This is a genomic window from Actinomyces johnsonii (assembly GCF_006546835.1).
In the GTDB taxonomy this organism is placed as follows: domain Bacteria; phylum Actinomycetota; class Actinomycetes; order Actinomycetales; family Actinomycetaceae; genus Actinomyces; species Actinomyces johnsonii.
Genome location: NZ_VICB01000010.1, coordinates 168,863 through 183,718 on the forward strand (window position 1 = coordinate 168,863; position 14,856 = coordinate 183,718).

10 protein-coding genes are annotated in these 14,856 nt (G+C 70.4%); 6 read left to right on the top strand and 4 right to left on the bottom strand.

The genetic code is table 11. From position 1 onward, the window contains the following. The first annotated feature begins 398 nt into the window (after positions 1 to 398). The 4 genes from FK256_RS14280 (at position 399) to FK256_RS07815 (ending at position 6,626) form a co-directional block, all read left to right on the top strand. A complete protein-coding gene (locus FK256_RS14280; RefSeq protein WP_170197930.1) occupies positions 399 to 2,564 on the top strand; it encodes a restriction system modified-DNA reader domain-containing protein in 2,166 nt (721 codons plus the stop codon). 180 nt (positions 2,565 to 2,744) lie between these two features. After that, positions 2,745 to 4,724 (top strand): serine hydrolase domain-containing protein, encoded by a 1,980-nt coding sequence (locus tag FK256_RS07805; RefSeq protein WP_244936270.1) that lies wholly within the window; start codon positions 2,745 to 2,747, stop codon positions 4,722 to 4,724. Between the two features lie 43 nt (positions 4,725 to 4,767). Beyond that, a complete protein-coding gene (locus FK256_RS07810) occupies positions 4,768 to 5,982 on the top strand; it encodes a sensor histidine kinase (RefSeq protein WP_170197931.1) in 1,215 nt (404 codons plus the stop codon). Next, entirely contained in the window at positions 5,979 to 6,626 is a 648-nt protein-coding gene (locus FK256_RS07815; RefSeq protein WP_141424351.1) for a response regulator, read from the top strand. The genes FK256_RS07810 and FK256_RS07815 overlap by 4 nt, the downstream gene beginning before the upstream one ends. A 19-nt stretch (positions 6,627 to 6,645) precedes the next feature. Here the strand turns inward: FK256_RS07815 and FK256_RS07820 are convergent, their stop codons facing one another. From FK256_RS07820 to FK256_RS07830, 3 genes are all read right to left on the bottom strand, one after another. Then, entirely contained in the window at positions 6,646 to 7,716 is a 1,071-nt protein-coding gene (locus tag FK256_RS07820; RefSeq protein WP_141424352.1) for an alpha/beta hydrolase, read from the bottom strand. 115 nt (positions 7,717 to 7,831) lie between these two features. Then, positions 7,832 to 9,052 (bottom strand): homoserine O-acetyltransferase MetX, encoded by a 1,221-nt coding sequence (metX, locus tag FK256_RS07825; RefSeq protein ID WP_141424353.1) that lies wholly within the window; start codon positions 9,050 to 9,052, stop codon positions 7,832 to 7,834. An 11-nt stretch (positions 9,053 to 9,063) separates the two neighbouring features. After that, positions 9,064 to 10,443 carry an O-acetylhomoserine aminocarboxypropyltransferase/cysteine synthase family protein gene (locus tag FK256_RS07830; RefSeq protein WP_141424354.1) on the bottom strand — a complete coding sequence of 460 codons (1,380 nt, stop codon included), beginning with the start codon at positions 10,441 to 10,443 and terminating at the stop codon, positions 9,064 to 9,066. A 792-nt stretch (positions 10,444 to 11,235) separates the two neighbouring features. Between FK256_RS07830 and FK256_RS07835 the strand changes: the two genes are divergently transcribed. Then, positions 11,236 to 12,675: a C40 family peptidase gene (locus FK256_RS07835; protein WP_141424355.1), complete on the top strand. Its 1,440-nt coding sequence runs from the start codon at positions 11,236 to 11,238 to the stop codon at positions 12,673 to 12,675. A gap of 52 nt (positions 12,676 to 12,727) precedes the next feature. Here FK256_RS07835 and FK256_RS07840 read toward each other — a convergent pair whose 3' ends face one another. After that, complete coding sequence (locus FK256_RS07840) at positions 12,728 to 13,228, bottom strand: inorganic diphosphatase (protein WP_021605493.1); 501 nt, start codon at positions 13,226 to 13,228, stop codon at positions 12,728 to 12,730. A gap of 235 nt (positions 13,229 to 13,463) precedes the next feature. Between FK256_RS07840 and dacB the strand changes: the two genes are divergently transcribed. Then, positions 13,464 to 14,855, top strand: a complete 1,392-nt coding sequence (gene dacB / locus FK256_RS07845; RefSeq protein ID WP_141424356.1) for a D-alanyl-D-alanine carboxypeptidase/D-alanyl-D-alanine endopeptidase — start codon at positions 13,464 to 13,466, stop codon at positions 14,853 to 14,855. The last annotated feature ends 1 nt before the right edge of the window (position 14,856 follow it).

Consider the following 14,856-nt stretch of genomic DNA (forward strand, 5'->3'; position numbering starts at 1 on the left):
GACCAGAAGGGCTCATGGGATGCCCGAAGGTACCGCAGAGGGTCGGGCCGGAGGGGACCGGCCAGCCGACATTCTTATCCACTTCGTAGGCATCCTCATCCCCCTCGAGGGGGATATGACCATGAGACCGGTCTCTCCGAGAGTCGGGGGCGCCCCTGAGAGAAACCCCCGAGCGCCCCGCAGGGCGGCGGTTTTGTCACTGTTTCGGGTCCGGCGTACAGGCTCGGTGGACCACCCAGCGTTGCTGTGATGAGATAGTCTGCCGTGTGCTAGCGGTCGTGACAGGATGGCTGGGCGCTGCGGTGACGGACGGCTCGACCGTGCATTCGTCTGTTCGCGTGCCTGCCCGTGCTGGAGGCCATCGCGGAGCAGGACGACGAGGAAAGGCGGCCCCATCCATGGCCATGTACGAGCTTGATGGCAACCACCTCCTGCCCGTGCGCCTGGGACGCTCCGCCGATTCCATCACACTGTCTCACAGCCTGGTCGCCATTCAGCGTCAAATCGTCGATGTCCTGCGTCGTCCGCTCTTCCCCCTGTCCTGGGACGAGATCGACGGCGGAGCGAGCCTGACCGCTCTGGACGCCACCGGGCAGGTCGTCGTCGTCGAAGTCCTTGAACGCGTCGACTCCGCCGGGCTGCTGGCCGCCATGTCGCGCCTGACCCAGGCCGCCGCCGCAGGCCGACGCGAGATTGCCAGCAGGTACGCGGGCGGGCTGGGGGCCTTTAGCGAGGACTGGAACGAGTTCCGCGAGGCCATGCCGGCCCAGGTCGAGCCCGGGCCGCGGCTAACGATCCTGAGCGCCGCCCTGGAGCCCGACGTCGTCGGGGGGCTGGGCGTCCTGGCCTCCTCCGGCCTGGAGATCCACGAGGTGGACGTGCGCATCGTGGATGAGTCGCGCATCGTCGTCGTCGTGGAGAAGATCTCGGGGATGGACGTGGCCTCGGGCGGGCCGCTGCTCGTGGCCCGCGCGCCCCGCCCGGCTCTGGCAGGTTCTGCCGGCGCTGCGGGCGCGGACGGCTCGCGCGCCGTTGACGCCTCCGAGCAGGTCGAACAGACGAGCCCGGTGACCGGCCCCATCGAGATCGTCCTGCCGCCGGAACCCGTCGGAGACCCCGACGCAGACGGTGGCGGAGCCATCCCCGCGGGAGCTTTCGCCGCGTCGGGCGCCGCCGATGCGCTCTCCGAACTGTTCGAGCCGGTGGCCGTGACCGCCGAGCAGCCACAGCTGCATGCCCTGGCGGCCCAGGGACGGGCGGAGGCCAGGGACGAGGACCGGGCCGAGGACATCGCCGATGACAACGCCCATGGCGCATCCGGCGACAGCTCCGATAAAGCCTCTGGGGCAGACGGGCCCGACACGGCGGACGACCCGCCAGAATCTCATACGGATGCCTCAGCCGGTGCTGCCGCCGATGACCCCGACATCCTCGGCGGTGCTGAGTCTCGACCCCGCACCGCCGCATCTGACTCCGAGAACGGGCCCGGCGATGCCGACCGCGATGGCGACGACGAGGACGCCCCAGACGGTAAGGATGATGGTGAGCGGCCCGGTGCGTACGGCACTGATAGCGGTGCTGGCAAGACTGCCGGTGTCGGCCGGGACCTGGCCGACATCCTCAGTGGGGACTCCCTGACCGGCCCCATCACCATCGACCTGGGTGACGGTCCTGAAACGGACGCCGACCGTGCCGACGAAGCCGACCCTGCTGATGACGCTGATGATGCCGATCCTGCTGATGACGCCGGTGCTCAGGCACGGGCCGTTGCGGCGCTGGCCGGCGGCGTGGACATCCTCGGCGGGAGCAGCCTGTCCGGGGGCGGCGGCTCGGCGGCGTCGGCCGGTTCGGCGCTTTCGGATGCGCCGCTCGGCGCGGCGGCCGACAGCACGAGCGTTGCTATTGCCGGTGGAACACTTGGCACAGCAGCCTCGCATACCGCCGCAGGCGACTCCGAGGCGTCCGGGGCCTGGCGCAAAGACGATTCCCGCAGCCGAATGGGGCGGCGCTCGCGGGCGACACGGCCCCCGTCCCAGAACGATGCCCCTTCCTCGCCCACCTCGCATGCCGCGACGACGCCCGCCGCTGTCTCAGGAGCTTCCGAGACCGGTGAGCACTCGGCGCAGGCCGCCGAGGCCTGGTCCACCGTGGCCCCCAACGAGGCGCGCCCGGCCGAGCCCACCGGGGCAGTGCCCCTGGTGTCGTGGGAGCCCCTGCGCGGATCGGCCGATGCACTCGACCCGGTGGCCGAGGCCCTCGGCGGGGACCCGTCGAAGTCCCTCGTGGTCCAGGAGACTGCGGAGCTGGCAGCCGTGGCGGCCACACTCGGGGAACCGACCCAGCTCATCTGGCAGCGGCTGCGCCGGGGCATCTACCACGAGGCGATGCTCTCGGTGGAGGGCGTCATTACCCTGTCCGACGGGCGCTCCTTCACCGACCCGACGTCGGCCGCCAACGCCGCCCAGGACATCACCGACGCCGATGGCTGGCGCGTGTGGCGCGTGGGGGTACGCGGCGCCCACCTGGGCGACCTGCGCGATGACCTGGCTGATCGCAGCTCTTGAATCGCCCGGCCGATGCGCCTGTGGGGTGGTTTCCCGGCCGTCTCACCCGTGTGGTCGGGTCCCCTTACGTCGTAGGTCGTAAGCCCCCTGACGTCCTGCGCCCGTAGAGGAGAGCCGCCCGGTAACGCGAGTCTGGAGGCGGCTCGCGGCTTCCCGACCACGCGGGCCCGGGAGATGATCATGAACGCGACGCGCAGCATGACGCGCAACGTGATGAGCAGGGGTGTAGCCCTGGTTGTGGTGGCCCTGTTGGCCTCGCTGTCCCTACTGACCGCCTGCGGCTCGACGTCGTCGTCGGCCGGTCTGCCGCCGCGTGAGCCGCCTGCGGGGGAGCATCAGCTCACGGCCGAGGATGTCAATGCCTGGCTGGACGGGAAGCTGCCCGATGCCCTCAAGAACGGCGACATCCCCGGCGCCGTGGTGACCGTGGTCAAGGACGGACAGGTGGTGACCACCCGCGGCTACGGCTGGGCCGACACGGGCGCCTCCGGCGGGCAGCCGGTGGCCGTGGACCCGCAGACGTCCCTGTTCCGGGTGGCCTCGATCTCCAAGATCCCGACCTCCATCGCGGCCATGCAGCTGGTGGAGCAGGGCAAGGTGGACCTCGACGCCGACATCAGCGCCTACCTCGACTTCGAGATCGAGCGGCGCTTCGATAAGCCCCTGACCCTGCGCCACCTGCTGACCCACTCAGCGGGCTTCGAGGAGAGCATGAGAATCGCTCAGAATGAGACGGACCTGGAGGCCTACGTCAAGACCAATCCACCGGTGCAGGTCTTTACGCCGGGCACCACCCCGGGCTACTCCAACTACGGGATGGCCCTGGCCGGTTACATCGTGCAGCGGGTGAGCGGTCAGCCCTTCGAGACCTATGTGCGTGAGCACGTCCTGGAGCCGGCGGGCATGACTACCTCCACCTATGAGCAGCCCCTGCCCGCGGGACTGGCCGGCTCTCTGGGCCCGGGCTACACCTCCACCGGCGAGAAGATCCCCTTCGAGCTCATGGGCGACTTCCCGGCCGGCTCGCTGACCGTCTCGGCCCCGGACTTCGCCGCCTTCATGAACGCCCAGCTGAGCCGCTCGCCGAAGCTGTTGCGTGAGAAGACCTGGGAGCAGATGTGGTCCCCCGGACTGGGGGAGGACAAACTCGGCAATCGCGCCAAGGCTGGGGAGATGGGCCTGGGCTACTTCGACCTCTCCCGTCACGGCCGGCGAGTGGTGGGGCACGGCGGAGACATCCAGGGCTGGCACTCCCAGTTCGAGCTCTACCCCGAGGAGAAGACCGGCATCTTCATCTCCTACAACGGCGACGGCGACGGCAGCGACTCCTCGAACAACCTGCGCGAGGACCTGGCTCAGGGCTTCGCCGACCGCTACTTCCCCGGCGAGACAGTCAAGGCCTCCGGCAGCAAGGACTCCGCTGAGCGCGCCCGCCAGGTAGCCGGCTCCTACGTGCCCAGCAGAGTCCCGTGGGCCTCCTTCGCGGCGGCCTGGGTACCTGCTCTCTTCCCGGCAACGATCGAGCACACAGGCGACGGGGGACTCAAGGACGGCGAGACTCAGCTGGTCGAGGTGGAGCCCTGGGTCTGGCGGCAGGTCGATGGGCGCAGCGCCATTGCCGCGCAGGTTGAGGACGGCAAGGTCGTCAGCCTGAGCCAGGGACCGGCTCTTACCCTGCTTCCCATGACGCCGGTTCAACAGGCGCTTGCTCCCGTGTTCGGTGTCTGCCTGGTTCTGCTGCTGGTGGTGACGGTGGCCTGGCCGATCGGGGCGCTGCGACGGCGTCGGGCCCTCAAACGGGGCCAGGAGGTCGGAGCCCCGGTGCCGTGGTTGACCCGCGTGGCTCGGGGCGGCGGGGCCACGGCGCTGGCCGCCCAACTCACCTGGATCCTGGTACTCGCCGTATTCGCGACCATTCAGTCTTCTATCGTGGGCTATGGCGCCCTTGCCTGGGTCGCCCCGGTAATACGAGGAGCCCAGGTGCTGCAGGCCTTGGGAGTGGTGGCCGTCATTCCGGCGGCGGCCGACTTGGTCATCACCCTGAGGCGCCGGGCGGGCTGGCGGCGAGTCACCATGTCGGCTGTCCTCCTGGCGGCGCTAGTGGCACTGGCCTGGTGGGCCTGGGCCGGCAACGCCCTGGTACCCAGGCTCGGACTGTGACCGAAGGACTTTGAGGTCTGTGTCCCTCGATGACAATGCAGCCATGAACCTGTCCGGTCCCACCAGCGCGCTCCCGATCCGGCGCAACGACGTGCTGCTGGCTCTCACCTTCGCAGTGGTTCAGCCGGCGGTGGCGTTCCTTGCGAGCGCCTCGGTGCCGGTCGGCCCTCGGCCGTGGTTCGCCGCGACGGCTGCACCGCTTGCGGCTGAGGGGCTGGCCCTCGTGCTGTGGCGCAGTCGCCCGCTGCTCTGCCAGGCGCTGGTGTGGTCGGCGGAGGTGGCGACATCATTGCTGCTTCCTGCAGGTTACGTCGCCAGCGGCTACGGCCAGCTCGTGGTGTCCTTCAGCATGGGGATGCGGTTTCCTCTGCGCCGAACGGCGGCTGCCCTGACCGCGCTGTCGCTGGCCTATTCGGCGGTCGACAACTGGCGAGACCCGCCCGAGCAGTGGCAGCTGGCCATGACGAGAGTACTGGTGACCCTGGCGGCCTGCCTGCTGCCGATGCTGGGCGGGGCGGCGCTGGCCAGCAGCCGCAGGTACGAGCACTCCCGCCAGGAGCTTCTCAGGCGCGAGCACGGCCGGCAGCTGGAGGTGGCCCTCATCCAGGAGCGCCGCCGCCTGGCCGGTGAGCTTCACGACGTCGCCGCCCACCACCTGGCCGGGATCGTCGTGCAGGCGGCCGCGCTTGAGCGGCTGATCGACCGCGACCCGCTAACGGCCAGGGACGCGGCTCAACAGCTGCGCCGGCAGGCCAAGGAGACCCTCTCCGGGCTCCGCTCCGTGGTGGGCCTGCTGCGCAGTGACGCCGAGGCCGGGGAGTCTTCGCCCGGGCTGCACGACTTGCCCGAGCTGATTAACTCCACCTGGGCGCTCGGCGTCGATATCGAGTTGCTTGACGGTGGAATCCTCAGCGGTGGGGACGATGAAGCGGATGTCGGCGATGCGCTGATCCTTTCGCCGCTCGCCGACTCCGCCGTCTTCCGGGTGGCGCAGCAGGCGATCAGCAACGCCCTGCAACACGCTCCGGGAGCCCCGATCACGGTGGAGGTGAAGCGTCTGGAGACCGCTCTCGAGCTGACCGTTCTCAATGGCCCGGCACACCGGCCCTCGACCGACCCCGGTGGTGGCGGCACCGGCCTGACGGTCATGCGGGAGCGGACCGACGCCGTCGGCGGCTCGCTCCAGGCCGGCCCGGTGGAGGGCGGCGGCTGGCGGGTACGGTTGGTCCTGCCGTTGGCCCGGGAGGAGGACGCGTGATCAGGGTGGTACTGGTGGATGACCAGGCGGTGATCCGTGTTGGCTTCCGCATCCTGCTGGAGGAGCAGGAGGACATCACAGTGGTGGGTGAGGCCTCCGGCGGCAGGGAGGCGGTGCGCGTGGTGCGGGCGACCCGGCCCGACGTCGTGTGCATGGACCTGCGGATGTCCGAGGGGGATGGACTGACGGCCACGCGCCAGATCGTCTCCGAGCGGGAGGGCGGCACCCCGTCGGTCCTGGTCGTCACCACCTTCGACATGGACGCCGACGTCTTCGGCGCGCTGGAGGCCGGGGCCGACGGGTTCATCCTCAAGGACTGCGAACCCGAGGAGCTGGTCGACGCCGTGCGCCGCCTGGCCTCGGGCTACGGCCTGGTGGACCAGAGCGTCACCCGCCGGGTGATCGCCGAGTTCGCCCGCCGCCAGGGCAGGGTCGAGAACCGGGAGGCGCTCGGCGTGCTCACCGAGCGGGAGCGCGAGGTCGTCCAGCTCCTGGCCAGCGGCATGTCGAACGCGGAGATCGCCGCAGAGCTCATTGTGGAGACCAGTACGGTCAAGTCGCACCTGACGCGGATCCTGCCCAAGATCGGCGCCCGCGACCGGGTCCAGGCCGTCGTGTGGGCTTACCGTAACGGGCTGGCCTGAGCCGCCTGCCGGGCAGGGCTTAGCGCAGCACGTAGGCGGACATCCAGCGGCGCAGGGCGGAGAAGACCTGCTCGCGCACGGGCGGCTCGGACAGGGTGAGGTCGTGGACGCCGCCGGGGAATCGCGCGATGGTCACCAGCTTGCCGAGCATGACGGCGCGGCGGGCGGTGGCGTTGGCGTCGATGATCGTGTCGGCGCTCCTGGACTCCGGCATCCACGTCACTCCGAGCCGGGTGGTGGCTGCGCCCATGGACAGCACCGGGCAGCGGATGTCCAGGCCCTGGGCGACGCGGTTGTGGCCCTCCATGACGGCCTGGAGCCAGCCGACGCGCACGGGCGCGGAGGGCTTGATCGACCAGGCGGGGTTGATGTCCCAGCCGGTGACGTAGGGGTCGTCGGCCCAGGCGGGATCGGGCAGCTCGCCGTCGCGCTCGGGATCCCAGCCATCGGTGATGGAGAAGGCGCGCGCCGGGTCGACCCAGCCGTCGAGGATCGACATGCGCGGATCGCGCAGCGCCAGGGTGCGCAGGACCGGGTCGCCGACGGTGCGCACGATCTCGGAGCCCTGGAGTGAGAGCCAGGCGGAGTTCAGAACCAGGGCGCGCAGGGCTCCGGGGTGGCGATCGGCCCACAGGGAGGCGACAAGACCGCCGGTGGAGTGACCGGACAGGACGACCTCGGTCTCCCAGCCCTGGTCGGCGCGGATGGCGGACAGGGCCAGACCCAGGTCCTCGTCGTACTCGGCCAGGGAGGTGCACCAGCCCAGCATCTGGCCCTCGCGCCAGGAGCGGCCGTAGCGGCGCAGGTCCAGAGCGTAGAAAGCGCCGCCCAGACGGGAGATCTCGCGGGCCAGGTGGGTCTGGAAGAAGTAGTCGTTCCAGCCGTGCAGGTAGAGGTAGATGAAAGCGGGGGTGGTGGGGGTGCCCGGCAGCGCACCGGGGTCGAGGGCCGGCAGGTGGCGCACCAGGGTTGCGACGGCGCCGTCGTCCTCGTCGTCGGGCAGCAGCTCCAGGGTGCGGGCCTCGAAGCCCGGGCCCAGGAAGTCCGGTCCCCAGGCGTCCACCGGTGCGTGCTCGGTCGTTGCGTTCACGTCCCCATGATCGCACCGCGAGCCGGAAGGAGGGACCAAGACGGTTTTCTCACCCACCGACCAAAACTTCAGAAACGACCCGGAGCCGTGTCGCGTGTGAAGAAAATGTTGATGTTCAGGCGCCGGCCAGGAAATCGCGCAGGATGGCGTCCATCTGCTCGGCCTCGATGAGGAAGCCGTCGTGCCCGTGCAGGGAGGTGATCGTCTCGCGCCTCGCTCCCGGGATGCCGCCGGCCAGCTCCTCGGCCTGGGCGGGCAGGAAGAGCCGGTCGGAGTCCACGTCCACCACGAGCGTGCGCGCCCGAACCGTCGCCAGTGCCGCCTCGATACCTCCGCGCCCGGTGCCGACGTCGTGCACCATCATCGAGTGGGTGACGATGAGGTAGGTGTTGGCGTCGAATCGCGCCAGCAGTTTGCCGGCGTGGTAGTCCAGGTAGGACTCCACCTGGTAGCGCCCGCCCACGGCCGGGTCCTCCTCGCCCTGGTGGCGCCGCCCGAAGCGCTCATCGAGCTCGGCGGCGCTGCGGTAGGTCGTGTGCGCCAGCGCCCGCGCCAGGCCGAGCCCCCGCACCGGCCCCACCGAGTGGGAGTAGTAGTCGCCGTCGAAGAAGAAGGGGTCAGCCACGATCGCCAGCTCCTGGAGGTGGCACCAGGCCAGCTGATCGGCGGTCGTCGAGGCACCCGTAGCCACCAGCGCCAGATTGCGCACCCGCTGCGGGTGGGTGACCCCCCACTCGATCGCCCGGTGTCCGCCCAGTGACGCCCCGATGACCAGGTGGAAGACCTCGATCCCCAGGGCGTCGGCCAGGCGGGCCTCGGCCTCCACGGCGTCGCGCGTGGTCAGCCATGGGAAGCGCGACCCCCAGGGGCGCCCGTCAGGTGCCGTCGACGACGGGCCCGTCGAGCCCTGGCAGCCGCCCAGGATGTTGGCCGCCACCACGAAGTAGTGCTCGGTGTCGACTGCTCGCCCCGGCCCCACTAGGTCCGACCACCAGCCCGGCGTCGGATGCCCGGGCCCGGCTTCGCCGGTGACGTGGGAGTCGCCGGTCAGCGCGTGCAGCACGAGGACCGCGTTGTCGCGCTGCGGGCTCAGCTCCCCCCAGGTCTCGAAGGCCAGAACCGTGTCCGGCAGGACCTCCCCGGACTCTAGGGGAAGGTCCCCGATCTCCAGGAACCGACGGCGTCCCGGCTCGTCCCCGGGGCGCCAGGCGCCTGTGGGGGAGCCGGCCATGCGGTCCACCAGCTTGGAGGCGGCCGTCCCGACGCCGTACGCGGCGGGCTCGGTCTCGGTGCTGCTGCGGGAGACGGGGTAGGAGGAAGACGTGGTCGTACTCATGACAAGCCGCCTCAGGCCCCGATGGCCCGGGCCGCCTCAAGGCCCCGCTCGAGGTCGGCCAGGATGTCGTCGATGTGCTCGATCCCCACGCTCAGGCGCACGGTCCCGGCGCTGATGCCGGCCGCGGCCAGGCCTGCGTCGTCGAGCTGGGAGTGTGTGGTGGTGGCCGGGTGGACCGCCAGGGAGCGCACGTCGCCGATGTTGGCCAGGTTGGAGAACAGGCCCAGGGCGTCGATGAAGGCGGCCCCCGCCTCGCGCCCGCCGGGCAGGTCGAAGGTGAGGATCGAGCCGGCCCCACGTGGACAGTACTTGCGGTGCAGCTCGTAGTAGGGGCTGGAGGCCAGGCCCGAGTAGCGCACCGCGGCGACGTCGTCGCGCCCCTCCAGCCAGGTGGCCACCGCCAGGGCGTTGTCCACGTGCCGCTCCATGCGCAGCGAGAGCGTCTCGACGCCCTGGGCGATGAGGAAGGCCGAGTGCGGTGCCAGCGAGAAGCCGAGGTCTCGCTGGCCCTCGGCGCGCGCCTTGAGGATGAAGGCCAGGTTGGCGCCCAGCGGACTGCCCACGCCCAGGTCCCGGGCGTAGACCAGGCCGTGGTAGGACTCGTCGGGCGTGTTGAAGGCGGGGAATCGCTCGGGCTGGGCGGCGAAGTCGAAGCTGCCGGAGTCCACGATCACGCCCGCCACGGAGGAGCCGTGCCCGCCCAGGAACTTGGTCGCCGAGGCCACCACGACATCCGCGCCCCACTCGATTGGGCGGGTCAGGAACGGCGAGGCCACCGTGTTGTCTACGACCAGCGGGATGCCTAGCTCGTGCGCGGCCGCCGCGATCGCCTCGATGTCGAGGATGTCGCCGCGAGGGTTGGGAATGGTCTCCCCGAAGAAGGCGATGGTGCGATCGTCGGCCAGCGCCGCCCAGGCTGCCGGGTCGCCGGGATCGGCCACGAACCGGGTCTGGATGCCTAGCCGGGGCAGGGTGTGGGTGAGCAGGTTTGTCGTGCCCCCGTACAGCGAGGGCGAGGCCACGATGTTGTCGCCTGCCCCGCCCAGCGTCAGAAAGGTGAGGGTCGTGGCGGCCTGCCCCGACGACGTCAGCAGTGCCCCGACGCCGCCCTCCAGGGCAGCGATCCGCTGCTCGACGATGTCATTGGTGGGGTTGGTCAGTCGCGTGTAGATGGGGCCCAGGTCGCTCAGGGCGAAGCGGGCGGCGGCCTGCTCGGCGGACTCGAAGACGTAGGAGGTGGTCTGGTAGATCGGGATGGCCCGTGCGTGGGCGGGCTCGGCCAGCGGGTCGTGCCCGGCCTGGACCTGCTTGGTCTCGAAGCGCCACCCCGCCGGGTTCGTGGGGGAGGGGGCGGCGGCCTGCTCGGGGGTGCTGGGGTGCTGGTCGGTCATGAGGACTCCTTGGTGATTCCCGGTGACCGGCGGCGATGTCAGTGCCACGTGCGGTGCCTGCGCTGCGCGGCGGTCGCTGCGCGCTTGCGGGTGGTTCCGCCCGGCGACCCGCTGCGCCCGGCGGCGGGGCCGGGACTCGCAGTCGGGGCGAGGTGTCGTGGCGCTTACTCGTCCGCCGTCACCGTTACTGCAATTCCTGCGATGGTGTGAGTGAGGGCGGGGACGCGCACGTGGGCCGACGGCGGCGTGCGCGTCAGCTGCGCATTCGCCCCGTGGCGGGGGCGTCCGGCCGGAGGGCCTCAGGACGACGGAACATGCTCCGACTTTAGCGGTTTCCCCCGCGGGCGGTCCAAACGGGAGTCCGAGGAGCGAGCGCCGGAGCCGGTCCGCCCCGGGTTCGCGGGCCTGCGCCGACGTGCGCAGAGCGGTTCTCTGCAGGCGCTGAGCCGACCTTTTGAAACCGCCGTTGACCTGCACGAATGGTTGGTTGTGCTGGATGTCATACGGGTCACGGGGGAGTGACGGCCTGGAGAAACCTTGTCAGCACAAGCGGGAACCGTGAACTACAGGAAGGTAAGTTACGATTGTGAATATTGTGAATCATGTTTCTAAATGAGGCTGAAGCGACTAGTGTGGTGGCGTCACATCCGGGTCGACATCGCCCGCCGTCCTCGTCCCCTCATCCGCTCCGCGCCCCCGTGATCCCGCGGAACGGATCCTGGCGCGGGCCGACGCCGCTCCCCGGGTGAGACGACAACCTCACGTTCAGCCCCATCACGACGGAGAACCCCTGTGAGCCCGATCCCCCAGAGACGACACGGACACGGCGTCGTCGCCACCGCAGTCGTGGCACTGGTATGCACCCTGGCGCCATCGGCGATCGCCGACCCTGTGGACCAGAGCGACATCGACCGTTCCAAGGCCTCGGAGCGATCGACCTCCACGTCCATCGCCTCTTTGGAGGCCCAGCTCGCCCAGCAGAGCACCACCCTGGAGCAGGCCCAGATCAAGGCGCAGGTCGCCAACGAGGACTACCTGACCGCCGTCGACGACCTCAACACGGCCACCACCGACGCCCAGACCGCGCAGACCAATGCCGACACCGCCGCCTCCAACACCGCGGCCGCCCGCTCGGACCTGGGCTCGATCGTCGTGCAGACCTACCAGGAGAGCGGCAACCCGCTCGACCCGCTCGCCCCGTACCTGACCAGCGAGTCGCTGGCGGACCTGGCCGACGCCGACGTCGCCCTGGCCCGCGCCGGCGAGAACAACAACGCCAAGGTCCAGAACGTCGAGGCCCTCCAGTCAGTGGCCGCGAGCATGCAGGCCATCGCCAACCAGAAGGTCAAGGACAAGGAATCCGCCAAGACCTCCGCGGACACCGCCAAGACCGAGGCGGAGACGGCCGCCCAGGACGCCCAGAGCGCCGTCACCACCACCCAGACCAACCGCGAGAACCTCATCATCCAGCTGGCCGCCCAGCGCAACACCACCGTCGAGCTGGAGACGCAGTACCAGAACCAGCTCGAGACCGAGCGCAAGGCTCGCGAGGAGGCCGCCGCCCAGGCCGCGGCCAAGACGGCCTCGGAGAAGGCCGCTGCCGACCTCGCCCAGAAGCAGGCGGAGCAGGCCGGGCAGACCGCCCATCCCCAGGAGTCGGCCCCCGCCCCTCAGGAATCGGCCCCCGCCCCCCAGGAGCAGGCGCCCCGGCCGGAGCCCACCTACCAGGCCCCGGCCCAGGATCCCGCCACTACCTCCCAGCCCGAGCCCGAGGCCTCCGACGACGAGAGTGAGGCCGCCCCCGCGCCCGCTCCGGCGCCCGCCCCCGAGCCGGAACCCGAGCCCGAGCCCGCGCCGTCGTACTCCGGCAACGCTGCCTCCATCGCCATCAGCACCGCCATGAGCTACATCGGCACCCCCTACGTGTGGGCAGGCGAGTCGGCCGCGGGCCTGGACTGCTCCGGGCTGACGATGGTTTCCTATGAGGCCGCCGGGGTCTACCTCACCCACTCCTCACGCGTGCAGTACGGGCAGGGCACCCAGGTCCCGCTCGACGCCGCACAGCCCGGCGACCTGGTCTTCTGGTCCTCCGACGGCAGCCAGTCCGGCATCTACCACGTGGCCATCTACTTGGGCGACGACATGATGATCGAGGCGCCGACCTTCGGCATGACCGTGCGCGTCACCTCCATGCGCTACTCCGGCGTCATGCCCTACGCGGTGCGCTTCTGACGCCCGGGCGGGGCGGGCGCATCGCCCGGCCCGCCCGCGTGCGTCGTCGGCGTCAGTGGCCCCCGCGGGCGATGCGGTCGGCCTCGCGCTGGAAGGACTGGCGGATCTCCTCCTCGGCCTCCTCGCGGCCCACCCAGTGGGCGCCCTCGACCGACTTGCCGGGCTCGAGGTCCTTGTAGACCTCGAAGAAATGCTGGATCTCCAGGCGGTGGAACTCCGAGACGTCCTCGATGTCGGTGCGCCAGGAGGCGCGCTGGTCGGCGCTGGGCACGCACAGGACCTTGTCGTCGCCGCCCTTCTCGTCGCGCATGCGGAACATTCCCAGCGCGCGGCAGCGGATGACGCAGCCGGGGAAGGTCGGCTCCTCCAGCAGGACCAGGGCGTCCAGGGGGTCGCCGTCCTCGCCGAGCGTCTCATCGATGAAACCGTAGTCATCGGGATAGCGCGTGGAGGTGAAGAGCATGCGGTCCAAGCGGATCCGGCCGGTCTCGTGGTCGATCTCGTACTTGTTGCGGTTGCCCTTGGGGATCTCAATCGTGACGTCGAACTCCACGGGGAGCCTCCTTCGCTCGTGTCTTCAGCTCGTTGGGCGCTGGAACGGTGCCTGACGGTCGGCGTCGATCCGGCGGGGCGGGTGTTGATGGCACTAGTGTGGCGCACGACAGCGCTTGAGGTCAGCAAACGCGTACTCTGCACGTCGGTGCATCGGCGGGAGCGACCTCCCGGGCGCCCCATCCACCTGATATACAGGCCATCCCAGCCTGTCAACAACCCAGTCCGGAGGACGTATGCGCAAGGTCCAGACCGCGGCCCTGACGGCGGCGAGCCTGCTGGTATTCGGCGGCTACTACAGCCTGGGCGATGCCCTCGACCTGGTACCCGGGCCGGTGACGGTCGCCTACGCCGACGTCGCCCCCCAGCCCTTCCCGACGCCGGCCGGTCCCAGCGCCAAGACCACGGCCCCGACGGGCCTGGAGGCGGAGGCGCCCAAGCCGTCCAAAGCGAATTTGAGCGCCTACGTCAAGGCCGTGGCCTCCGACGCCGCCCTGGCCGGCGGAAGCGTGACCGCCTCCGTCGTCGACGTCGCCACCGGCGAGGAGCTGCTGGACCAGTCGGCCGCCACCGGGGTGACACCCGCCTCCACCAACAAGGTGCTCACCGCCTGGGCGGCCCTGTCCTCCATGGGGCCGGGCCACACGCTCCAGACCAAGGCCGTCCTGGACGGCCAGACCGTCACCCTCGTGGGCGGCGGCGACGTTCTGCTGGCCGAGGACGCCGGGGACCCGACCGCCACGGCCGGTCATGCGGGCCTGGGCGACCTCGCCCGCGCCACCGCGGAGCAGCTCAAGTCCCAGGGGATGACGTCGGTCTCGCTGCGCCTGGACGACACCCTATTCACCGGCGCCCAGTGGAACGACGGCTGGGAGGCCGGCAACGAGCAATACGTGGCCAAGATCCAGCCGATCATGGTGGACATCTCCTCCACGCAAAACCAGGGTTACTCGGCCGACCCGGCCATGGAGGCCGCCCAGGCCTTCGCCAGGCACCTGAGCGACGCCGGCATCACGGTCGACGGCGATGCGTCCCGCGCCGCCGCCTCCAGCGGCGCCAGGGAGCTGGCCTCGGTCTCCTCCGCCCCGCTGTCCGACATCCTGGCCCTGTCCCTCAAGACCTCCGACAACACGATGACCGAGGTCGAGGGGCGGCTCGTGGCCGTCCAGGCCAAGGAGACCGCCGATTTCGCCGGGGCCTCCAAGGCCGTGGCCGCCCAGCTGCGCAAGGACGGCTTCGACACCTCCGGACTGACCCTCCTGGACTCCTCCGGACTGGCCAAGGGCAACAAGGTGCCCGCTAGGCTCCTGACCCAGATCCTGGCCCGGTCCGCCGGCGACAAGGGCGGTTCGGCCGGCCGCACCCTCATCGCAGACCTGCCCGTCGGGGCCCTGGACGGAACCCTGGGCAACCGCCTGCACGATACGGCCGCGGCCGGCACTGTGCGCGCCAAGACCGGCTCGCTGGAGCAGACCTCCTCCCTGGCCGGCGTCGTCACGACCGCCGACGGACGTCTTCTGGCCTTCTCGATCCTGACCAACGACTTCCCCGCCAACGGCAGCACGGCGGCCGCCGCCGCGATCGACAACCACTTCGTGGCGCCCCTGGCGGCCTGCGGCTGCTCGTGAC